This window comes from Pseudomonas sp. KU43P, assembly GCF_033095865.1.
In the GTDB taxonomy this organism is placed as follows: Bacteria; Pseudomonadota; Gammaproteobacteria; order Pseudomonadales; family Pseudomonadaceae; genus Aquipseudomonas.
On record NZ_AP019365.1, the window covers coordinates 5,586,671 to 5,609,456 of the forward strand.

Below are 22,786 nucleotides of genomic sequence, written 5' to 3' on the forward strand. Positions count from 1 at the left end.
TTACTGCAAAGCCCCGTGGGAGAGCGCTTGCAAGGCGCTCCGAATCCTGTTGGCAATAGAGGTATTTTATGGACAATCGACCACTGTTCCAAGCAAGGTGGTCCTGGGGCCCATTGGCAGCCTGTACCCTGCTACCCATCGCTCTACTGTGTTTCTGGTTATGGCCCATTGGCCAGATCCTGTGCCTGACTTTCGACGAATGGCTGTTCCACAGCCTCAATTCACCACTGGCCGACAACACGCTCTGGCGCTACATCTGGACGGTCGGCAGCCTGCGGCCGTTCGACATCGCCGTTGGCCTGATCCTTCTCACCGTGCTTATCCGTGGCGACTGGGTGTTCAAAGCCTGCCAGGTGCGAGAGGCCTTTTTCGGATTTCTCGTCACCCTAATCCTATTAGTGGTGATTCGCGCGCTGTTTTCCAAGTGGGTAGATGCTGCCGGCTGGCAACATGTGAGCCCGTCCATGGTGCTCGACAACGTCGTGCACCTCAGCGACTACTATCCGAACCTGGAGAAAGCCTGGGAACTGAAAGACCGCTCCAGCAAGAGCTTCCCTGGCGATCACGCCTCGGTGCTGCTGATCTGGGCATTGTTCATGAGCCTGTTCAGCCGCCGCGTGGGCCAGTACCTGGTGATTTGGGGCCTGGCGTTCCTGTTCATGCTGCCACGGCTGGTGGCGGGTGCGCACTGGGGGCAGGACGACTATATCGGTGGTTTGCTGATGGCGGTGCTGGCGTTGGGCTGGAGTTGCCATACACCGTTGGCGGCCAAAGGCAGTGCACTGCTGCTGCGCTGGACCGCACCGCTGTTTGAATTGGCCGCCAAGCTACCGTTGGTCGGGCGGTTGGCGGTGGAACGTTAGCCCGTCAGGGCTGCCCTGCAGCCCATCGCTGGCAAGCCAGCTCCCACATAGTCCTTGGTGTTGCGGCCCCCTGTGGGAGCCGGCTTGCCGACGATTGGGCCGCAAAGCGGCCCCCCTCAATCAAAACTGCCATGCAGCTGGTGAATCTGCCGCCGCTGCTTCTTGTTCGGCCGGCCGTCAGTGGTCATCCCCAGCGCACCAGCCTTGCGCATGTCTGCCGCCTGTTCACGACGGCGTACGCTCTCTTCGGTTTCCTCATACAGCGTCTGCGCCTCTGGTGCGCCACGGCGCACCACCGACAGCGCCTTGACGACTACGGTGCGTTCATCAAAGCCGGTACGCAAAACGAACTCATCCCCGACACGTGGTTCCTTGCCCGGCTTGCAACGCTCGCCCCGGCAATGCACCTTGCCACTCTCGATCGCCGCCTTGGCCAATGCGCGGGTCTTGTAGAAGCGCGCCGCCCACAGCCATTTATCCAGGCGAACCTTGTCGTCGTCTTCGGCTTTTTGTGCCATCTCGTTTCCTCGAATTCTGTCTTTAATCGAACTGTACTACCGTAACCATCGGATGCAAAAAGTCCCCATCGTGCTTACAGTTCACCACCTCATTCGCAGGGTGTGTTTCGTGAAGACATTTGACCATCTGACTGTGATCGGCCTGCGCGAGTGGGTCGCTCTGCCCGACCTCGGCCTGGCGGGCCTTCGAGCCAAGATCGACACCGGCGCCAGCACCTCCAGCCTGCATGCCACCGATGTCGAGCCATTCGAGCGCGACGGCCAGGCCTGGGTGCGTTTCACCGCCCATCTGGGCTCGGTGGTGCAGTTGCGCCACCGCCGGTGCGAAGCGCCACTGGTCACCATGAAAACCATCAAGAGCTCCAACGGCCACGCCCAGACCCGCTACGTCATCCGTACGCCACTGGCACTGGGCGACCGGGTGTGGGAAGTCGAATTCACCCTGGCTTGCCGCAAGAACATGCGTTACCGGCTCCTGCTCGGCTCCAAGGCGCTGATTCACGGGCAACTGGTGGTCAACCCGGGCCTCAAGTACGTTCAAGACAAACCGGCCTTTCCGGCCACCCTTTCCCCTGTCACAGGTGCTGCATGAAGATCGCTGTGCTGTCGCGCAATCCGCGTCTGTATTCCACCCGCCGCCTGGTCGAAGCCGGTACCCAGCGTGGCCACGAAATGGTAGTGATCGATACCTTGCGGGCCTACATGAACATCGCCAGCCACAAGCCGCAGATCCACTACCGCGGCAAGCCGCTTGAAGGGTTCGATGCAGTGATTCCGCGCATTGGCGCCTCGGTGACCTTCTACGGCTGCGCGGTGTTGCGCCAGTTCGAGATGATGGGTGTGTACCCGCTCAACGAGTCGGTGGCCATCGCCCGTTCCCGTGACAAGCTGCGCTCGCTGCAACTGCTGTCGCGCCGCGGCATCGGCCTGCCGATCACCGGCTTCGCCCACTCGCCGGACGACATCCCCGACCTGATCCAGATGGTCAATGGCGCGCCCCTGGTCATCAAGGTGCTCGAAGGCACCCAAGGCATCGGCGTGGTGCTGTGCGAGACCACCCAGGCAGCCGAGTCGGTGATCGAGGCTTTCATGGGCCTGAAGCAGAACATCATGGTTCAGGAGTACATCAAGGAGGCCGGCGGTGCCGACATTCGCTGCTTCGTGGTCGGCGACAAGGTGATTGCCTCGATGAAGCGTCAGGCCAAGCCAGGGGAGTTCCGCTCCAATCTGCATCGTGGTGGAGTCGCCAGCCTGATCAAGATTACGCCTGAAGAGCGGATCACGGCCATTCGCGCCGCCAAGGTGATGGGTTTGAGCGTGGCGGGTGTGGATATCCTGCGCTCGAACCATGGGCCGTTGGTGATGGAGGTGAACTCTTCGCCAGGGTTGGAAGGGATCGAAGTGACCACCGGCAAGAACGTGGCCGGGATGATCATCGAGCATCTAGAGAAGAATGGCGGGCCGAATCAGACCCGAACCAAGGGCAAGGGTTGACTCAAGGGCCCTATCGCCGGCAAGCCGGCTCCCACAGGGTCACCACAATGCTCAAGACCTGTGGGATACCTGTGGGAGCCGGCTTGCCGGCGATAGGGCCGTTACAGGCAACCAAAAATCAAACAGCATTGCGCGGCAACAATAGCCCCAACGGCAACCGCACCCGCGCCTCGATCCCACCGCCGGACCGGTTGCGCAACTCCACATTGCCGCCGTGCTGCGCCGCGATCCGCTTGACGATCGCCAAGCCCAAACCGGTGCCCTTGCCACCGCGGGCACGGTCCCCGCGAATGAACGGGTTGAAGATGGTCTCCAGCTCCGACTCGTCAATCCCCGCGCCACGGTCAAGCACGCTCAAGACCACATACGGCGCACTCTCGTCACCCGACACATAGGCAGCCACCTCCACACCCTTGCCGGCATGGTGCAAGGCATTGCCGATCAGGTTGCCCAGCATGCGCTTGAGCGAAACCCGGCGCAGCGGAAACGGTGGAATCGGCTCCAGGCACAGGCGCACACGCTCATGCGGCTGGTTATAGGGGGCCACCACTTCACGCACCAGGTCGGCAAGGTCGACTTCTTCCACCGGCTCGTCACGCCCATCACGGATGAACGCCAGGAACTGGTCCAGAATCGCGTCCATATCCTCGATGTCACGCACCATGTCGTCGCTCAGCTCGCTGTCGCTACCCAGCAACGACAAGGAAAGGCGCAAGCGCGTCAGCGGTGTGCGCAAATCGTGGGAAACCCCCGCCAGCATCAGCTCGCGCTCTCGCCCCGCCTGCTCGACATCCTCGGCCATCTGGTTGAAGGCCCGGTACACCTCGGTCATTTCGCTGGGTGTGTCGCTGATCGGCAGGCGCACGCTACGCCCCTGGCCCAATTGACGGGCAGCAAATACCAGGCGTTTGAGCGGTTGGTTGAGCTGGCGCACGAAGATCCACGCCGAGGCGGTCGACAACAGGCCAATGGCCAGGAACCAGCCCAGCACGTTCCAGATCTTCTGCCCGCGCAGCGGGTGGGGATACAGCGGCACCTTCAGCCACCCCGGGCCCAGGCTCGGCGCATTGACCCACAGCGCCGGCGGCGCGTGGATGCGTAAGCGCACTTCGGTGTCATCACCCAGCTCGGCCTGCATCTGCCGCTGGTAAATCTCACTGTAGGGCCAATGCTGTTCGCCTTCGGGCACGCCAGAACCAGTCACCCGGATCAACCCGGCGGCCTCGGCGATCTTGTCGCGGTTCTCTTCATCGGCAGCCCAGTAGGCGCGCAAGGTCAGTGCCACACCGTGGCTGTACTGTCGGTCGACCAGCACGTCCTCGTTCATCAGCAGGTAGACCAGGGTCAACGCCTTGGAGAACAGGACGACGATCAGTACCAGCCACAAGGTGCGGGCAAAGAAACTCTGCGGAAACCAAAGCGGTGTTTTCATTGACGGCGCAGCATCACTTACCAGCGTTTCCGTCTGGGACGAACACGTAACCCACACCCCAGACCGTCTGGATATAGCGTGGTTTGGACGGGTCCGGCTCGATCATGCGGCGCAGGCGCGAGATCTGCACGTCGATGGAGCGCTCCAGGGCGTCCCACTCACGGCCTCGGGCCAGGTTCATAAGTTTGTCGCGGGTCAGCGGCTCGCGGGCATGCATGACCAGCGCCTTGAGCACGGCGAATTCACCGGTGGTGAGCATGTGCACTTCCTCACCGCGCTTGAGCTCGCGGGTGGCCAGCGACAGCTCGTAGTCGCCGAAGGTGACCGACTCGTCTTCGCTGCCAGGAGCACCCGGCACGCTCGGCGCCTGACGGCGCAGCACGGCTTTGACCCGCGCCATCAGCTCATCAGGGTTGAACGGCTTGCCCAGGTAGTCGTCGGCACCCAGCTCCAGCCCCTTGATGCGGCTGAGTTCGTCGCCCTTGGCGGTGAGCATGATGATCGGAATCTGGTTGTTCGACTGGCGCAGGCGCTTGCACGCGGACAGCCCGTCTTCACCCGGCAGCATCAGGTCGAGCACCACCAGGTTGAACACCTCGCGCTGCAGCAGGCGGTCCATCTGTTCGGTGTTGGGCACCGCGCGGGCGCGATAGCCCTTGCTGGTGAAGAAACGTTCCAGCAGGCTGCTGAGCCCGGGATCGTCGTCGACGATGAGAATCTTGTCACCTTCAGCGGTGTTGGGGGTGCCAGTCATGAATAACTCCTCTGATATCGCCGCGCATTATGGCGTAGCCATTACCCTGCGTGACGTGAGCATTGTTAGCAGATTTTTCCCCGGGCGCCAGTTCCTGGCCATCGGCGCTGGCCGGGCGCCATCACCGCAAGCCGTTTTCGATGGGTATAATGCGCGGCTTTCAATCCTTGTCAGGTGGTTTACATGGACAGCATCAACAGCCGTATCGCCGAGGAACTGGGCGTTCGCCCGCAGCAGGTCGAAGCGGCCGTGGGCTTGTTGGACGAAGGCTCGACCGTGCCCTTCATCGCCCGTTACCGCAAGGAAGTGACCGGCAGCCTGGACGACACCCAGCTGCGCCACCTGGAAGAGCGCCTGCGCTACCTGCGCGAACTCGACGAGCGCCGCGCCAGCATCCTGTCCAGCATCGAGGAACAGGGCAAGCTGACCCCGGAACTGGCCCGCGAGATCAAGCTGGCCGACACCAAGACCCGCCTCGAAGACCTCTACCTGCCCTACAAGCAAAAGCGTCGCACCAAGGGCCAGATCGCCCTGGAAGCGGGCCTTGGCGAGCTGGCCGACGGCCTGTTCAACGACCCGCAGCTGACCCCGGAAAACGAAGCCGCGCGCTTCGTCGACGCCGACAAGGGCGTGGCCGACGTCAAGGCCGCGCTGGAGGGTGCCAAGTACATCCTCATGGAGCGCTTCGCCGAAGACGCCGCCCTGCTCGACAAGCTGCGCAACTTCCTCAAGCACGAAGCGGTGCTCAGCGCGCGCGTGGTGGCTGGCAAGGAAGAAGAAGGCGCCAAGTTCCGCGACTACTTCGCTCATGACGAACTGCTGCGCAACGCCCCGTCGCACCGCGCCTTGGCGATTTTCCGCGGGCGCAACGAAGGTGTGCTGAGCGCCTCGCTGAAGGTCGGCGAAGAGCTGCCAGGCACCTCGCACCCATGCGAACTGATGATCGGCAGCCATTTTGGCCTGGAAAACCACAATCGCCCGGCAGACAAGTGGTTGGGCGAGGTGGTGCGCTGGACCTGGAAGGTCAAGCTGTACACCCACCTGGAAACCGACTTGTTCGGCGAGCTGCGCGACAACGCCGAAGGCGAGGCGATCAACGTCTTCGCCCACAACCTGCACGACCTGCTGCTAGCCGCGCCGGCCGGCCCGCGCGCCACCCTGGGCTTCGACCCGGGCCTGCGTACCGGCTGCAAGATCGCCGTGGTCGATGCCACCGGCAAGCTGCTGGACCACACCACGGTCTACCCGCACGCCCCGAAGAACGACTGGGACCGCACCATTTCCATTCTCGCGGCGCTGTGCGCCAAGCACTCGGTTGAGCTGATCGCCATCGGCAACGGCACCGCCAGCCGTGAAAGCGACAAGCTGGTGGCCGAACTGGTGAAAAAATACCCCGCCCTGAAGATCACCAAAGTCATGGTGTCGGAAGCCGGTGCCTCGGTGTACTCGGCCTCGGAGCTGGCCGCCCGCGAATTCCCGGACCTCGACGTGTCGATTCGTGGCGCCGTGTCGATCGCCCGCCGCCTGCAGGATCCACTTGCCGAACTGGTGAAGATCGACCCGAAATCGATCGGTGTCGGCCAGTACCAGCACGATGTATCCCAGGTGAAGTTGGCCCGCGGCCTGGACGCGGTGGTCGAGGACTGCGTGAACGCCGTGGGCGTGGACGTGAACACTGCCTCGGTGGCACTGCTGACCCGCATTTCCGGCCTGAACGCCACCCTGGCGCAAAACATCGTCGCCCACCGCGACGCCAACGGCCCGTTCGCCACTCGCGCCGCGCTGAAGAAAGTAAGCCGCCTGGGTGAAAAAACCTACGAACAGGCTGCAGGCTTCCTGCGCGTCATGAACGGCGACAACCCGCTCGACGCCTCCGCCGTGCACCCTGAAGCCTACCCACTGGTGAAGCGCATCGCCGCCGACACCGACCGCGACATCCGTTCGCTGATCGGCGACAGCGGTTTCCTCAAGCGCCTCGACCCCAAGCGCTTCACCGACGAAACCTTCGGCCTGCCGACCGTCACCGACATCCTCCAGGAACTGGACAAGCCCGGCCGCGACCCACGCCCCGAGTTCAAGACCGCCACCTTCCAGGACGGCGTCGAGGACCTCAAGGACCTGGAGCCGGGTATGATCCTCGAAGGCGTGGTCACCAACGTCACCAACTTCGGTGCCTTCGTCGACATCGGTGTGCATCAGGACGGCCTGGTGCATATCTCGGCGCTGTCGGAGAAGTTCGTGAAAGACCCGCGCGAAGCGGTCAAGGCCGGTGACGTGGTCAAGGTCAAGGTCATGGAAGTGGACATCCCGCGCAAACGCGTCGGCCTGTCCATGCGCATGAGCGATACCCCAGGCGAGAAGGTCGAAGGCAACCGTGGCGGCAACCGTGGCAATGGCGGCAACCGCCCGCAGCAGCCACCACGCCAGCGTGAAACGGCCACCGCCGCCCCCGCCAACAACGCCATGGCGGCACTGTTCGCCAACGCCAAGCAGCTGAAGAAGAAATGATGGAAATCCCCAAGGAGCTGACCGAGAGCGCCTACAGCCAGTTGCTTGGCTGCCGCGTACAACGCCTGGACACCGGCGTTGCCGAGGTGGCCCTGGCGCTGGAGCCGCACTTGCGCAACCGCGGCCAGAAGCTGCACGGCGGTGCGATCTTCAGCCTGGTGGACATCGCCATGGGCCTGGCCTGCTCGGCCAGCCATGGTTTCGACCAGCAGAGCGTGACCATCGAGTGCAAGATCAACTACCTGCGCGCCGTCAGCGACGGTGAGGTGATTTGCACCGCCCGTGTGCTGCATGCCGGGCGTCGCACGCTTGTGGTCGACGCCGATGTAGTCCAAGGCGACAAACTCGTGGCAAAAGCTCAAGGAACCTTCGCGGTTCTCTAGCTCACCAAGCTCTATCTGCGGTATTTTCGGCAATAGCTTGGGGCCACTTCGTGCCCCATCGCCGGCAAGCCGGCTCCCACCTTGTCTGCAGCGCTGCTGACACCTGTGGGAGCCGGCTTGCCGGCGATGGGCCGCGAAGCGGACCCGAATTCGGTGCCGGAACCGCGTAAACCAGGCGACAACGCCAGTTCCTTTTCCAACTACCCTTGTAGACCGTCATCCCTACCCCCATATTGGGGCGACTGACGCGTGAAGGAATCCATCTTGAGCGACCTCCTCAACCGCCGCCTGAGCCTGCTCGGCGCCAATCTTCCCCTGCTCGAGCAGTGCCTGCACGGTATTGAGCGCGAATGCCTGCGAGTGACCGATGAAGGTCGCCTGGCCCAGACCCCGCACCCGGAAGCATTGGGTTCGGCGCTGACCAACGAGCAGATCACCACCGATTATTCCGAGTCGCTGCTGGAGTTCATCACCCCAGCCCTGGCAGACCCGGCCAAGGTGCTCGAGAGCCTCGAACAGACCCACCGTTTCGTCTACAGCAAGCTCGCCGACGAATACCTGTGGAGCCCGTCGATGCCGTGCACGCTGCCGGCCGAGGAGGACATCCCGATCGCCGAGTACGGCACGTCCAACATCGGCAAGCTCAAGCACGTCTACCGCAAGGGCCTTGCCCTGCGTTACGGCCGCACCATGCAGTGCATCGCCGGTATCCATTACAACTTCTCCCTGCCAGAGGCCCTGTGGCCCCTGCTGCGCGATGCCGAAGGCAGCACCGAAAGCGCCCGCGACTACCAGTCCTCGGCCTACATCGCGCTGATCCGCAACTTCCGCCGCTACAGCTGGCTGCTGATGTACTTGTTCGGCGCCTCGCCGGCCCTGGACAAAGGTTTCCTGCGCGGCCGCCCGCACCAGCTCGAAGAGCTCGATGCCGAAACCCTGTTCCTGCCCTACGCCACCAGCCTGCGCATGAGCGACCTGGGCTACCAGAGCAATGCCCAGGCGGGCCTCACGCCCTGCTACAACAACCTGGACAGCTACACCGACAGCCTGCGCAAGGCCGTCGGCACGCCCTACCCGCCCTATGTCGAGATCGGCACCCATGTGGATGGCGAGTGGGTGCAGCTGAACACCAACATCCTGCAGATCGAGAACGAGTACTACTCGAACATCCGCCCCAAGCGCGTCACCTACACCGGCGAGCGGCCGATCCAGGCCCTGACCTCGCGTGGCGTTCAGTATGTGGAAGTGCGCTGCCTGGACATCAACCCCTTCCTGCCAGTGGGCATCGACCTGACCGAGGCGCGCTTCCTCGATGCGTTCCTGCTGTTCTGCGCGCTGGAAGAGAGCCCGCAACTGGACAACGGCGAATGCAGCCAGTGCACCAGCAACTTCCTCACCGTGGTCAAGGAAGGCCGTCGGCCGGGACTGGAACTGCACCGTGATGGCCAGCCCATCGCATTGAAAGCCTGGGCCGGCGAGCTCATTGCGCGCATCGGCCAACTGGCCGACCTGCTCGACCGCGCCCACGGCGGTGACGAACATGCCAAGGCGCTGGCCGAACAGCAGGCCAAGGTCGAAGACATCTCGCTGACGCCGTCGGCGCAGGTGCTGGCACGCATGACCGAGCATGACGAAAGCTTCGTGCAGTTCTCCCTGCGCCAGAGCCGCCTGCACGCCCAGACCTTCCGTGAGCAGCCGCTGCCCACCGAGCGTCAGCAAGCCTACGAGACCCTGGCCCGCGACTCGCTGGCCGAGCAGTCGCGCCTGGAGCAACAGGAGGTCGGCGACTTCGACCTGTTCGTCGGTGCGTACCAGGCCAGCATCCTGGCGATCAGCAACTGATGAACCGCAGCGCCACCCCACGCAAGCCACGCGCCAGCAGCCAGGCCAGGATCGAAGCGATCCTGGCGGCGGCTCGCGAATTGCTGGCCGGGCAAGGGGTGGCCGCGTTGTCGATCTACAGCGTGGCCGAGCGGGCGCAGATTCCGCCATCGTCCGTGTACCACTTCTTCGCCAGCGTGCCGGCCTTGCTTGAAGCACTGACCGCGGATGTGCACCGAGCGTTTCGCGAAGCCTTGAGTGCGCCCATCGACAGCAGTGCGTTCACCACCTGGCACGCGTTGTCTCGGCTGGTCGAACAACGCATGCTGGCCATCTACAACGAGGACACCGCAGCGCGTCAGCTGATCCTGGCCCAGCATGGGCTGAGCGAAGTGGTACAAGCCGACCGCCAGCACGACATGGAGCTGGGCGAGCTCATGCACAGGCTGTTTGATCGACATTTCCAGCTACCGGCCATGCCGGGCGATGTGGATGTCTTCGCATTGGCCATGGAGCTGAGCGACCGGGTGTATGCTCGCTCGATGCAGTTGTTCGAACAGATCACACCTCGCATGGCAGAGGAAGGCATGCGCGTTTTCGAGGCCTACCTCGCACTCTACTTGCCGCCCTTCCTACCCAAGCGCACCCTCGGCTGAATACATAGATTTACCACCGAGCAAGGCGTAGCGACCGTTTCAATGAGGCATTTGCAAATGTGCAACCTCAAAGAGACCATTGCCCATGCCTACCCCCGAAAGCTTTCAAAACGCCCATGTCCAGGCATTACTGCTTACCGACACAGATACCGTCGACCAACAGTTGGCCGGCAGGAGTAATCTGCTGGTGGCCGCCAAGCCCGCCTGGGTGCACACCACCAGACAGCTGCGACGGCTGTTGGACGGAGCGCCCACTTTGCAGCATGCGCTGCGGACAACGTTGCGTGCCCACCTCGATTTGAACCCTGATGCCTGCGGCCTGCACCACGATGGCCGGCAAGTGACCCTGCTGACCTTCGCCGCCCGCCTGCTCGCCAGCCCGGTGCTCGGCAATGCCTTCTCTACGTGGGCCACCTGGGGCTTCGACGAAGCGTCACAACGGTCGCAATGGACCGCCAAAAACTGGATTACCGAGCTCAATCCAGTCGTAAATGCGCTGAGCCTGCAGGCATCCCGTAATTACTGGCAAGGCCGTATGCCAGGTACCGCCATCTCGCGGCAAAAACACGCGAGCAGCTTGCTGCGCCAACACTTCCTGAGCTGCCTGGACATAGCATTCGGCATCGGCAAGTTGGGTCTCGACGACTGGAAACAAGGCCGGCGGCCTGAGCTCAGCCACGCACAGCTGCAATGGCGACTACCTACCGGAACCCTGCTGACCAGTACCGCTGCACTGGCGCTGGCGCCGCAATCCGGCGATTCGGGTTGGTTGATCTACCTGCCGAGTATCAACAACGCCATCCTGCGCTTCGACAGCCTTCAGAGCATGCGTGACTGGATCTTGCTCAACCGTTCCTGGTTCTGGTCGGACCCAAGGTCGCCCATTTCCACCGGCACACGCGACAACGTGATCGTCACAACGATTGAAACCGATGGCTTCGACGCGCTGGTGGAAGACCATGTGCGGCAAGGCCAGGTCATTTCCGACTACCTGCTGGACCAGGCCTGTGAGCAGAGTGAAACCGACCCGCTGGACTGGAGCGACCTGCAGCGCTGGGAAGCCAAACGCAGTTCGATCATCTTGGCAACCCTCGCGCCAACCACCGAGGCTGCCATTGATGCAGTGACCGCGACCGATACGGCAATGGCGCAGGAAGAGGTTCATTTCGCTCACTTGGAGCAGTACCTGCCATCGGCCAGGCGCCAGGATCAGATCGAGCATCAGGAGGCGCTGCTGGGGCAATACCTGGACGGCGACACCTCCCCCACATCGCTCAACTTCACCCTGCTGCGAGAACGCCAGGAACAGCTGAACCAGTCGCAGGACGAACTGGACCTGCTACTGCTTGAGCTACCCGATCAGGTAACCGATGCGGACTTGAAAGTGCTCAAGGGGGAAGAGACGCTGGAAGAGCTGATCAGCGAAAAGCTGTGTCAGGCCCTGCTGAAGGAAGCGCGTTTGCAGAATACCTTGGGTGATCTTTCACCCACCCACCTGGAATGGATCGAAAGTCTCGTCGACAGGCCCGAGCCAAGTCTGCGGCGGGCCGTGCAAGCCAGCACGCTGGAACTGGTCGCCGGCGACCTCAAGTGGCAGCTGTGCGGCTACATGACATTTCGCGCCACGCCCAACGACGACACACAGGATGATTCGCTGCTGCTCTACCGGCCCGGCCAGCGCGGCGGCCTCATGGCCTTCGATGATCAGTGGCAGCTTGCCAGGCGCTTGCTGGCAACGCTCCAGGGAGCATGGCCCGATGCCCTGCTGGAATCGGCTGCTCCAACAGACAGTTCAGGCCTGCTCGATGCCCTGGCCAGCTCAACAGCGGTCACGTTCATACACTCACCCATCCTTTCGCACTTCATGCACGATTGCGTGAAAGCTGTCGTCACTGCGTTGCCTGCCCAGGCTACGCGCGAACAGACCCGGCAGCGCCTGTGCAGCAGCGAGAATCGCGCCAGGGCCCAGGCCATGGCGCGGTTTGCGGAACAGAACCGTACTGACCATATCCAGCAACAGTTAGCGCCGCTGCAACACCTCGATAGCAAACAGCGGGCTGAGCTCGTCTCCCAAATGGAGGCATTGCAGGTATCACTGTATGCATCGGGAAAGGTGCTCAAGGGCCTGCCAACGCAGGCAGCATTTTCGCGGGCCATGCTGCATCAACACCTGCGCAACGCATTCAAGCTGCAGGAAATACCGCAGATCAGCCTTGATATCGCCGACAGCGTCACGACCAAGAAAGAGGTCGCCGGTCAGTCCGCCACAGGCGGTGCCAGCGCCATAGTCGTGCCGGTCTACAGCAAGGAGCGCAGCGATGTTGCCCTGGAAACATTCATGCTGCAGGCGTTGGATGATAATCGGCGCTTGCTGCTCAAAGACGCCAATGTGAAGTTCGAACCCTCAGGCAACGCCCTGCTGCGAGCCAACGTAACGCCAGCCTACATTGCTGAGCTGATCGAGCAGCTGGACATGGCTGGCAGCTACGAAAGGCACATAGTCGATACTTTTCAAGGTTCCAAGGAAGCATCCGATTGGCACGCCCAACTGCGCCAGGAAACCCTTCGTGCGCCTTATGAGGATTGCTTGAGGGTGCTTGTGCTGACCAGGCCGACCAGCCTCGACAACCATGGCCAACACCTGCTGGAAACATTCTGCCAGGAACAGGTCGATGCATTGGCTTCCAGAACCATTGCCTACCACACCCTCATGCTCAGACCCGACACGGCAGCCGACGGCTCAAGCGATAGCGCAGGGCTTTCCGACACCTATGTGATCAAGGGCACCACCGGCCCCGTACTGCTCTACGTACCGAACGCTCCCGTCGGACACGTCATCAGCCAGCACGAAAGCGCCGACGCGGCCTGCGAGGCACTGCAACGCATGGCGCTGGACGACAGGATGGTCCGGTTTCTGGCGCTGCAGGCCGACGCTGGCGACCCAACCCAGCATGAAAGCTACATCAACACCGCACTGAAGAGCGCTATCAGATTCATCGCTCTTGGCCCGGCACGCCGCGAACCGATGCCCACGCATCAGTGTCACCTGGACATGGGCGAACGGATCCGCAATCACCGCGCGACCTCACGTAGCCAGGCCGACGTGACGCTGTCAGCACCGGACAGCTTTGATCATCATTTTTTCATGGGTTTGAAACTGGCGCTCTGCTTCGTGCCGGGCGCGGGTACGGCAATAGCGGCATACGATGGCTGGCATGCCGCGAATGCTGCAGTCCGCGCCTTCGGCCGTGGCGACGAAGAGGAAGGGCTGCAGCACTTGGTCAGCGTGCTGCAGTCCATGAGCGATGCCATCGTTTCGCTCGCGCTACTGGGCGCCTCGGCCAAACCTGCGCCCTCGGCACGCCAACTGACGCTGCAACGTCAGCGGATCGACCCGCTTCGCTCGTTGGGCGGGATTCGCAAGCAGCGGCCTAACCCTTTTGCCGGTTACGAAGTCGAACCGCCGCTGGGGTCGCTACAACGCTCCACCCATGCCAAAGGCACAGGTGTGCTCAAGCTTGCGGGCACTGAGCAGCACTACATAACGCGAAACAGCACCTGGTATGCCGTGGGTTGGGACTCGACCTACGCGACCTGGAGGCTCAAGCCGCAAGGTGTCCGCAGCTACCGTCAGGCCGTGCAGCTCAGCGAGTTGGGGACATGGGAAACCCCCGGCAGGCTGAGCGGCCTGCTGGTCGAGAACGGGCTTGCTGGTGGCGGCGGTGCACTCAGCAACCTCTTCGAACAAGGCATTGCAATCTGGCGTACTGCGCTTGGCCGGCAGCGGCCACAACTGACCGGGCTGGAACTGGCGCGCGAGATAGACGGTGAGCTCCAGCGCATCGCCGCAAGCATGAAGACAAAGCAGGTAGCCTACCGATCAGCCATGCAGCCGCACATCGATGGGCAGGCGCTCAGCACTGCGCAGCGCGTCGCCATTGCCGATGCCCGCAAGCAACTGAGTGACGAGCTCAACGTGAGCATCGCGTACAACGAACACAGCATTGCGCGCCTCAAGGAGCAACGTGCAACGCTGAACAGGGCGGATTTCAGAAGGTTCGTTGGCTTGTGTGAGCAAAACATCAATGAAATGAGCGTTCTCGACATGAATCTGGCGTCTGGGCGTTTTCTCCTTGCCAGTGAGCGGGTGCTGCAGGCATCCAACGCTATGAGAACTGCAAGCGCCAGTGCCTCGGCCGCCCCATTGATCAAGCGCCTGGCGATAGAACTGCAGGTGGCAGAGAACGAACTGGCCGACACTTTGGCGATGATCGAGCGCATCGCCATTCGCCACCACAATCGGCGCAAGCAGTTGCAGGGCAGCGTATTGACCCAATACATGCACAACGCCGACGCGTCGGGCCTGACGCTTGATGTGGCCAAAGCGCGACTGACTCGGGCCTCGATCCTTTCAAACATACTGTTCGACGCCAACGCTGTCGAAAATGTGAACCGGGATATCTTTCTGGATCTTTACCTCGACCAGGGTAGTGCCTTGCGCAGCACGCTCTTCAGCCATCTTGCATTGCCCAGGGCAGGCCTCACCCGCGCTCAGGATCGGCATTTCCTGACGAATGCCCAAAGGCACTACCAGCATTACCTCAACCACCTCACCGCCTGGGAAGACACCTTCCAGGCCCTCATAGCCAAGGACCAAGCCCAAACGTTCCGCCAACTCATGGGCCAACTGATCAAGGAGATTGATGACGACCTGGCCAACGTTATCCCGCGCCCCGCCGTCAACCCCGATCGCGGCCCTACCCGCCCGCGGTTGTTCGAAACCGAGGACGGGCCACGCATCGGTAGCGAGGTCAGCGAACACGGGCAGATACGCATGCACATCAACCGGCCCAATACGCAGCAGGCGCATTCCATCTACATCAAGAACGATGCGAACACGTGGCAGCTGATCCGGCCCGCACGCGCTACCCCGACTCAGTCGCTGCCGGAACTTGTGAAGATTGCCAAGGCGCGGCTGAACGATGTGCCCAAGCACCGGGCCAGGTTGCCCCAATACAAGACACCGGATGCGATACCCATCGACCTTGAAGACATCGCACAGGGCTACGCGCAGCAACTACGATTCCTTGCAAAAAGGATTCGTGAAAAAGCTGGCCCGGCGATCACTGGTGAGCACGACACCCTGGTGAAAAGTCTGGACACCAGTGCCGACGAACTGGACGCACTGGGTCGAACGCTACGTATCGAGCAAACCAAGGCGACCGGCAAGCCTTCGGTATGGCATCTGGATTACCTGCTGGAACAGCAAGAAGTTGAAGTAGCCTGGTCGCGCACATTGAAAGCGAAAGTGGATCGCAAAGGTCAACCCATCGAATACCTGGAAGAGTATCGGGTGAATGACAAGCACACCAAGGAGCCCGTCTGGTATGCCCATTTCCACTTTCGTCAACGGCCGACGCAGGGCTTTACGCGGCTTGAGGCAGGCCATTTGAAGCATCCGAGTGAAAGAAACCTCGGTGCCGGGGCCTGGCGGGGTAACTTGAGTGAAGCCCAAGCCACCCGGATTTTCGACAACCTGCGCCCGGCCAGCGACTGACGCGGCATCCTCGCCTGGGCTGCATGGCAGCCCAGGCATTAACTGCTCACAGCTTGGCGATAGACACTTCCGTCGATTTGACGAAGGCAATCACCTCGCTGCCCACCTGCAGCTCCAACTCCTTCACCGAACGCGTGGTAATCACCGACGTCACGATACCCGAGGCCGTCTGCACGTCGATTTCCGACAGTACCGGGCCTTCGAGGATTTCCTTCACGGTGCCTTTGAACTGGTTACGTACGTTGATCGCTTTGATAGTCATGGCTTGATTCCTTCGCTATTGGCTTCAGTCTGGTAAGTGAGTCATTCAGTGCGCCCAACGCAGTTGCGTGGGCAAAGGGGCTACAGGGTCCGGCGCGGGCGGTGTGCCCGGGGCCGACAGGACACGGTTGAGCACTTCGCTTTCCAGCGCGGCCAGGCGGTGCGAACCACGCGCCCTCGGCCTTGCCAGTTCGACGGTGAGGTCCAGGCCGACTTCGCCGTCCTCGATCAGGATCACCCGGTCGGCTACCGCGACGGCTTCATTGACGTCGTGGGTGACCAGCAACACGGTGAAGCCGTGCTGGCGCCACAGGCGTTCGATCAGTTGCTGCATTTCGATACGGGTCAGCGCATCCAGCGCGCCCAGCGGCTCATCCAGCAGCAGTAGGCGCGGCTGGTGAATCAGTGCGCGGGCCAGGGCCACACGCTGCTTCTGGCCGCCGGACAACGCCGCTGGCCACTCGTTGGCGCGGTCAGCCAGGCCGACCGCTTCCAGGGCATCCAGCGCACGTTGGCGCCAGTCGCCACGCAGGCCCAGACCGACGTTGTCGATCACCTTCTTCCAGGGCAGCAAGCGCGCATCCTGGAACATCAGGCGGGTGTCCTCGCGGGCATCGGCCAGCGGCGCGGCGCCGGCCAGCAGTTCACCGGCACTGGCCTGGTCGAGCCCGGCCAGCAGCCGCAGCAAGGTGCTCTTGCCGCAGCCACTGCGGCCGACGATGGCGACGAACTGGCCGGCCGGGATGTGCAGGTCGATGCCGCGCAGCACCTCACGCTGGCCGAAGGTCTTGCGCAGGCCGTTGGCTGCCAGCGGGATGCCTCGCAGCAGGCGTGGCGGTTGTTCCTTGAGCACGGTCATGCGCCCTCCTTCTTCGCCAATTGGTAGGCGGGGTGCCAGCGCAGCCACATACGTTCCAGGCCGCGAGCGGCGAGGTCGGCGAGCTTGCCGAGCACGGCATACAGCACGATCGCCAGGACCACCACATCGGTCTGCAGGAACTCACGGGCATTCATCGCCAGGTAACCGATACCGGCATTGGCCGAAATGGTTTCGGCAACGATCAGGGTCAGCCACATGAAGCCCAGGGCGAAGCGCACCCCGACCAGGATCGACGGCAGCGCACCCGGCAGGATCACCTGGCGGAACAGGCCGAAGCCCGACAGGCCGTAACTGCGCGCCATCTCCACCAGCGCCGGGTCGACGTTGCGGATACCGTGGTAAGTGTTCAGGTAGATCGGGAACAGCGTGCCGAGCGCGACCAGGAAAATCTTGGCCGACTCGTCGATACCGAACCACAGGATCACCAGCGGAATCAGCGCCAGGTGCGGCACGTTGCGGATCATCTGCACCGAGCTGTCGAGCAGGCGTTCGCCCCAGTTCGACAGGCCGGTGATGAAGCCCAGCAACAGGCCGATGCTGCCGCCGATCAGGAAGCCCAGGCCGGCACGCCAGCCGCTGATGGCCAGGTGTGACCAGATCTCGCCGCTGCGCACCAGCTCGACCCCCGCACTTACCACCGCGCTTGGCGCTGGCAGGATGCGCGTCGACAGCCAGCCCGCGCTAACCGCCAACTGCCAGACCGCCAGCAGTGCCAGCGGCAGTGCCCACGGGGCCAGGCGCTGGGCCAGGGTGGAGGACGTTGCACGACTCATGGCCCCGCCCTCAGCTCTGCGACACGGACTTGGGCAGGATGTCGTTGGCCACCATCTCGCCGAACGGGCTCACGTAGCCACCGGTTTCCGGTTGCTCCGGGCGCTGCACGTCAAGGTGAGGGAACAGCAGCTCGGCCACACGGTAGGACTCTTCCAAGTGCGGGTAGCCGGAGAAGATGAAGGTATCGATGCCCAGCTCGGCGTACTCCTTGACCCGCGCGGCCACGGTCGGGCCATCGCCAACCAGCGCGGTACCCGCGCCGCCGCGCACCAGGCCGACACCGGCCCAGAGGTTGGGGCTGACTTCCAGGTTGTCACGGTTGCCGCCGTGCAGGGCAGCCATGCGCTGCTGGCCAACCGAGTCGAAGCGCGCCAGCGACGCCTGGGCGCGAGCGATGGTGTCATCGTCCAGGTGCGAGATCAGGCGGTCGGCGGCGGCCCAGGCTTCTTCGTTGGTTTCACGCACGATCACGTGCAGGCGGATACCGAAGCGCACTTCGCGGCCTTGGGCGGCGGCCTTTTCTCTCACCTGGGCAATCTTCTCGGCCACAGCGGCCGGTGGCTCGCCCCAGGTCAGATAAAGCTCGACCTGTTCGGCGGCCAGGTCCTGGGCAGCTTCGGACGAACCACCGAAGTACAGCGGCGGACGTGGCTGCTGAATCGGCGGATAGAGCAGCTTGGCGCCCTTCACCTGGATGTGCTTGCCGTCGTAGTCGACGTTTTCGCCTTCCAGCACCTTGCGCCAGATGCGGGTGAATTCGACCGAGGCCTCGTAGCGCTCCTGATGGTTCAGGTGCAGGCCGTCACCGGCCAGCTCGTCCGGGTCGCCCCCGGTCACCAGGTTGAACAGCGCACGGCCGTTGGACAGGCGATCCAGAGTAGCGGCCTGGCGCGCAGCCACTGTCGGCGAAATGATGCCGGGGCGCAGGGCGACCAGGAACTTCAGGTGTTGCGTCACCGGGATCAGCGAAGCGGCCACCAGCCAGGAGTCCTCGCAGGAGCGCCCGGTAGGGATGAGTACCCCACCGAAGCCCAGGCGGTCGGCGGCCTGGGCGATCTGCTGTAGGTAACCGTGGTCGACCGCGCGGGCGCCGTCGGAAGTGCCCAGGTACTTGCCGTCACCGTGGGTAGGGAGGAACCAGAAAATGTTAAGGCTCATTGGAGTTGTCTCCTCAAGGGTGGCTCAAGCCGGAGTGACGTGACACCCCGGCGCAGGCAAATCGATCAAGGCGCGCTGGCGACCTTGGCCGGGGGTGTCCAGATCACGTCCTTGATGCTCAGCGGCTTGGGAATCAGCTTGAGCGCCTGGAAGGTGTCGGCGATTTTCTGTTGTGCAGCCACGACCTCGGGGGTCAGCGGGGCAGCACCGTAGCCTTGGCGCTTGACCGAGGTCAGGGTGATATCGGCAGGCAGGCCGAGCAGCGGCGCGACCTGGTCGGTGACCTGCTGCGGGTTGGCCTGGGACCATTCACCCACGGCGCGCACTTCTTCGATCAGGGTGTTGATCACGGCCGGGTGCTGGGTCGCGTAGTTGCGGGTGGCCAGGTAGAACTGGTGGTTGTCGACCAGGTCCTTGCCATCACGCAGGGTGCGAGCCTGGAGCTGTTGTTCGGCGGCGGCCTGGTACGGATCCCAGATCACCCAGGCATCGACGCTGCCACGCTCGAAGGCGGCGCGAGCATCGGCGGGCGGCAGGTACACCGGCTGGATGTCGCTGTACTTCAGGCCGGCGTCTTGCAGGGCGCGGACCAGCAGGTAGTGAACGTTGGAGCCTTTGTTGAAGGCGACTTTCTTGCCTTTGAGTTCCTTCACCGACTGGATCGGCGAGCCCTTGGGCACGAGGATGGCTTCGCTGTGCGGCGCAGGTGGTTCGTAAGCGACGTAGAGCAGGTCAGCACCGGCGGCCTGGGCGAACACCGGCGGGGTTTCGCCGGTGACACCAAAGTCGATGGAGCCCACGTTCAGCCCTTCGAGCAGCTGCGGCCCCCCGGGAAACTCGGTCCATTGCACCTGCACGCCCTGCTCGGCCAGGCGTTTCTCAAGCGTGCCCTTGGCTTTGAGCAGCACCAAGGTGCCGTATTTCTGGTAACCGATACGCAGGCTCTCGGCCTGGGCTTGGGTAATGGCGCCGAAGGACACAGCCGCCGCAAACAGGGCGACCAGACCACGACGCAAGAAGACTGTGCGCATGGCGCTCTCCTGTGCGATTGGGTTCGGGTTGCACCTGCTTGCCTCGTTGGCGGGCGAGTAAGGTGGTGAAGCGAAGGTGGCTGGGTAAAGTCCAGCGCTAAGGGGTGTGCTGTTGGGGTGACATTACCAGCCTGTTTATATATCTAGAAATCATATTTTTTTATTTGTTTATTCCATAAATGTCTTTTGTTTTCACTGGCCCCGTCGCCGGCAAGCCGGCTCCCACAAGGGGCCTGCCTTTGACTTACTGTGGGAGCCGGCTTGCCGGCGATGGGGCCCTTTCAGGCATAAAAAAGGGCCGTAGAAACGGCCCGAATATCCCTGCTATGGCTAAGAGCAATGCAACGAGGAATTCATCAACGATTGGGTTGCGGGGTCAGCCGCAGATAGGGTTTGACCGCCCGATAACCTTTCGGGAAGCGCTGCTTGATCTCGTCCTCGTCCTTCAACGAAGGCACGATCACCACCTCGTCGCCGTCCTGCCAGTTACCTGGCGTGGCGACCTTGTGGTTGTCGGTCAGTTGCAGCGAGTCGATCACCCGCAGGATTTCGTTGAAGTTGCGCCCGGTACTGGCCGGATAGGTGATGGTCAGGCGCACCTTCTTGTTCGGGTCGATGACGAATAGCGAGCGCACGGTCAGGGTGTCGCTGGCATTCGGGTGGATCAGGTCGTAGAGGTCGGACACCTTGCGGTCGGCGTCGGCGATGATCGGGAAGTTGACCACGGTGTTCTGGGTTTCGTTGATGTCATCGATCCAGCGGTGGTGCGAGTCGACCGGGTCTACCGAGAGCGCGATGGCTTTGACGCCGCGCTTGGCGAAGTCGTCCTTGAGCTTGGCGGTCAGGCCCAGCTCGGTGGTGCACACCGGGGTGAAGTCGGCCGGGTGGGAGAACAGCACACCCCAGCTATTGCCCAGCCATTCGTGGAAACGGATCTTGCCTTCGCTGGAATCCTGTTCGAAATCGGGGGCGATGTCGCCGAGTTTGAGGCTCATGGGGTGCGGCTCCTGTGCTGTGTTCTGGCCTTGTGAGGTTCAATGTGCCTGTATCGGATTAAAAACAAAAAGAATAAATAATGATTTATTTATAACTGTTTTGCATACCGTATGGCAGGCACAAAAAAGCCTCGCACTAGGCGAGGCTTCTGGTAGAGCTACTACTTACAGGAAGTTGTAAGTGTAGTTCACGATGAAGCGAGTCTGGTCCTTGTCGACCGGCGCTTGGCCTTCACCGCGATAGACACCGTGACGCAGGCTAGCACCCAAGCCTTTGAGGGTGCCTTCCTGGATCACGTAGTCGATACGGGCGTCACGTTCCCACTCGTGGTAGGTGCCATTGCCAGAAGTGTTGCGAATATCGGTACCGCGCAGATACGCAATAGAAGCCTTCAGGCCAGGCGCACCAATACGGGCGAAGTCATAGCTGTACTGACCGAAGGTGGTGTTGGTACCGGCACGGGCAAACTGGTTGATCATGCTGTCGGTGAACAGGTAGAAGCTCGCGCCACCTGCGCCTTCCAGGTTACCGTTACCGTCTTCGACGTTACCTTGGTTCAGCCAGACGAAACCACCATCATCGCTGACCTGCTGATGACCGAGCATCAACGCATGGCCACCCAGGGCGTAGGTGAACATGGCGGACCAGGTCTTGTTGTCGATCTCGCCGGCATGCTTGGCATAACCGCCGTTGTTGTTGAAGAAGTACTCGCCGCCGTCGCCGTTCTTGCCATCGCTGCTGCTGTCGAAATAGCGCAGGTCGGTCTTGAACGAGGAATCATCGGAAATCTTGTAGACGTGGGTAGCACCCAGGAAGTGCTGCTTGTAGAAGTCTTTCAGATTCGAGTAGTAGTACTGCAGGGTCAGGTCTGGAGTGAGCTTGTAGTCCAGACCGCCGTAGTAGAACTTGTTGCTGTCGACAGCAGAACCGGCGACAGAAAGACCAGTACGGTTGCTCGAGGCACGGCCCATCGCGTGGGTAAGCTGACCGGCGTTGATGGTCAGGTTGTCGATTTCCTTGCTCTGGAGGGTACCGCCTTCAAAGGTCTGCGGCAGCAGACGGCCATCGTTGGCCACCAGGATCGGCAGGTTCGGCGCCAGGGCGCTACCGTAGTGAACCTCGGTTTTGGAGAAGCGTGCCTTGGCGTTACCGCCAATGCGAGCCCAGTCATGGACAGCAGAGCCATCGGAGTCGCTAGGGAAGAAGCTGTTGTTGGCATCAGGACGGCTGCCACGGCCACCATCCAGGTGAATGCCCCACAGCGCTTGTACATCGACGCCGAAACCAACGGTACCTTGGGTAAAGCCAGACAGATAGTCGAGTTTGAAGCCCTGACCGGTTTCGTTCTGGTCAGCACCGCCTTCGCGGTTATCGTCGTTGAAGTACATGGTGCGCGAGCTCAGGGCCAGTTTGCTGTCTTCAACGAAACCGGCAGCGCCTGCAGTTTGGGCGAAAACCCCCAGTGCCACGGCCACGGCCAGGCTTGACTTGTACATGTTTTGCTCCTCTACGTTCTAATTCTTGTGTATCTCTGGCGGCGGAGTCTTCTGCCCCGCTCACCGTGGATGGGCGATTTAGTCCCAAAGCGTGACCAGTAAGTCAATCGTTTCTGAACGTTTCGCGACTTTGGTCTAAGGACGCAACCTGCGCTACAGGATAATGACAATCCTATAAATCCAAAATGACCGTTTTATGAATTA

18 protein-coding genes are annotated in these 22,786 nt (G+C 62.1%); 8 read left to right on the forward strand and 10 right to left on the reverse strand.

Going from position 1 to position 22,786, the window contains the following annotated elements; all coding sequences use genetic code 11:
• Positions 1-68: 68 nt before the first annotated feature.
• Entirely contained in the window at positions 69-863 is a 795-nt protein-coding gene (locus tag KU43P_RS25610) for a phosphatase PAP2 family protein (protein WP_317660229.1), read from the forward strand.
• Positions 864-979: 116 nt separating this feature from the next.
• Here KU43P_RS25610 and KU43P_RS25615 read toward each other — a convergent pair whose 3' ends face one another.
• The gene (locus tag KU43P_RS25615; RefSeq protein ID WP_317660230.1) at positions 980-1,381 is read right to left on the reverse strand and encodes an RNA-binding S4 domain-containing protein; all 402 of its coding nucleotides are present in this window, start codon (positions 1,379-1,381) and stop codon (positions 980-982) included.
• A 109-nt stretch (positions 1,382-1,490) separates the two neighbouring features.
• On the opposite strand from KU43P_RS25615, the gene KU43P_RS25620 reads away from it, so the two are divergent.
• Positions 1,491-1,973 carry an ATP-dependent zinc protease gene (locus KU43P_RS25620; protein WP_317660231.1) on the forward strand — a complete coding sequence of 161 codons (483 nt, stop codon included), beginning with the start codon at positions 1,491-1,493 and terminating at the stop codon, positions 1,971-1,973.
• Complete coding sequence (gene rimK, locus KU43P_RS25625; protein WP_012316721.1) at positions 1,970-2,875, forward strand: 30S ribosomal protein S6--L-glutamate ligase; 906 nt, start codon at positions 1,970-1,972, stop codon at positions 2,873-2,875. The genes KU43P_RS25620 and rimK overlap by 4 nt, the downstream gene beginning before the upstream one ends.
• A gap of 118 nt (positions 2,876-2,993) precedes the next feature.
• Here rimK and KU43P_RS25630 read toward each other — a convergent pair whose 3' ends face one another.
• Together KU43P_RS25630 and ompR are read right to left on the reverse strand one after the other, a co-directional pair.
• Positions 2,994-4,307: an ATP-binding protein gene (locus tag KU43P_RS25630; RefSeq protein WP_317660232.1), complete on the reverse strand. Its 1,314-nt coding sequence runs from the start codon at positions 4,305-4,307 to the stop codon at positions 2,994-2,996.
• A 13-nt stretch (positions 4,308-4,320) separates the two neighbouring features.
• Positions 4,321-5,061, reverse strand: coding sequence for a two-component system response regulator OmpR (gene ompR, locus KU43P_RS25635; protein WP_317660233.1), 741 nt, complete (start codon positions 5,059-5,061; stop codon positions 4,321-4,323).
• A gap of 183 nt (positions 5,062-5,244) precedes the next feature.
• On the opposite strand from ompR, the gene KU43P_RS25640 reads away from it, so the two are divergent.
• From KU43P_RS25640 to KU43P_RS25660, 5 genes are all read left to right on the forward strand, one after another.
• The gene (locus tag KU43P_RS25640; RefSeq protein ID WP_317660234.1) at positions 5,245-7,569 is read left to right on the forward strand and encodes a Tex family protein; all 2,325 of its coding nucleotides are present in this window, start codon (positions 5,245-5,247) and stop codon (positions 7,567-7,569) included.
• Positions 7,569-7,952 (forward strand): PaaI family thioesterase, encoded by a 384-nt coding sequence (locus KU43P_RS25645; protein WP_317660235.1) that lies wholly within the window; start codon positions 7,569-7,571, stop codon positions 7,950-7,952. Before KU43P_RS25640 ends, KU43P_RS25645 begins: the two co-directional genes overlap by 1 nt.
• 264 nt (positions 7,953-8,216) lie before the next feature.
• Positions 8,217-9,794 carry a glutamate--cysteine ligase gene (gene gshA, locus KU43P_RS25650; protein ID WP_317660236.1) on the forward strand — a complete coding sequence of 526 codons (1,578 nt, stop codon included), beginning with the start codon at positions 8,217-8,219 and terminating at the stop codon, positions 9,792-9,794.
• Complete coding sequence (locus KU43P_RS25655; RefSeq protein WP_317660237.1) at positions 9,794-10,429, forward strand: TetR/AcrR family transcriptional regulator; 636 nt, start codon at positions 9,794-9,796, stop codon at positions 10,427-10,429. The genes gshA and KU43P_RS25655 overlap by 1 nt, the downstream gene beginning before the upstream one ends.
• A gap of 85 nt (positions 10,430-10,514) precedes the next feature.
• The gene (locus KU43P_RS25660; RefSeq protein WP_317660238.1) at positions 10,515-15,986 is read left to right on the forward strand and encodes a DUF6543 domain-containing protein; all 5,472 of its coding nucleotides are present in this window, start codon (positions 10,515-10,517) and stop codon (positions 15,984-15,986) included.
• Positions 15,987-16,032: 46 nt separating this feature from the next.
• Here the strand turns inward: KU43P_RS25660 and KU43P_RS25665 are convergent, their stop codons facing one another.
• The 7 genes from KU43P_RS25665 to KU43P_RS25695 form a co-directional block, all read right to left on the reverse strand.
• A complete protein-coding gene (locus tag KU43P_RS25665) occupies positions 16,033-16,248 on the reverse strand; it encodes a molybdopterin-binding protein (protein WP_008095172.1) in 216 nt (71 codons plus the stop codon).
• Between the two features lie 45 nt (positions 16,249-16,293).
• Positions 16,294-17,106, reverse strand: coding sequence for an aliphatic sulfonates ABC transporter ATP-binding protein (ssuB, locus tag KU43P_RS25670; RefSeq protein WP_317660240.1), 813 nt, complete (start codon positions 17,104-17,106; stop codon positions 16,294-16,296).
• Positions 17,103-17,900, reverse strand: a complete 798-nt coding sequence (gene ssuC / locus KU43P_RS25675; protein WP_317660241.1) for an aliphatic sulfonate ABC transporter permease SsuC — start codon at positions 17,898-17,900, stop codon at positions 17,103-17,105. Before ssuC ends, ssuB begins: the two co-directional genes overlap by 4 nt.
• A gap of 10 nt (positions 17,901-17,910) precedes the next feature.
• Positions 17,911-19,059: an FMNH2-dependent alkanesulfonate monooxygenase gene (gene ssuD / locus KU43P_RS25680; protein ID WP_317660242.1), complete on the reverse strand. Its 1,149-nt coding sequence runs from the start codon at positions 19,057-19,059 to the stop codon at positions 17,911-17,913.
• Between the two features lie 65 nt (positions 19,060-19,124).
• Complete coding sequence (locus KU43P_RS25685; RefSeq protein WP_317660244.1) at positions 19,125-20,090, reverse strand: sulfonate ABC transporter substrate-binding protein; 966 nt, start codon at positions 20,088-20,090, stop codon at positions 19,125-19,127.
• A gap of 356 nt (positions 20,091-20,446) precedes the next feature.
• Positions 20,447-21,085 (reverse strand): peroxiredoxin, encoded by a 639-nt coding sequence (locus KU43P_RS25690; RefSeq protein ID WP_286111975.1) that lies wholly within the window; start codon positions 21,083-21,085, stop codon positions 20,447-20,449.
• A gap of 165 nt (positions 21,086-21,250) precedes the next feature.
• Positions 21,251-22,582 (reverse strand): OprD family porin, encoded by a 1,332-nt coding sequence (locus tag KU43P_RS25695; RefSeq protein WP_317660246.1) that lies wholly within the window; start codon positions 22,580-22,582, stop codon positions 21,251-21,253.
• Positions 22,583-22,786: the final 204 nt, after the last annotated feature.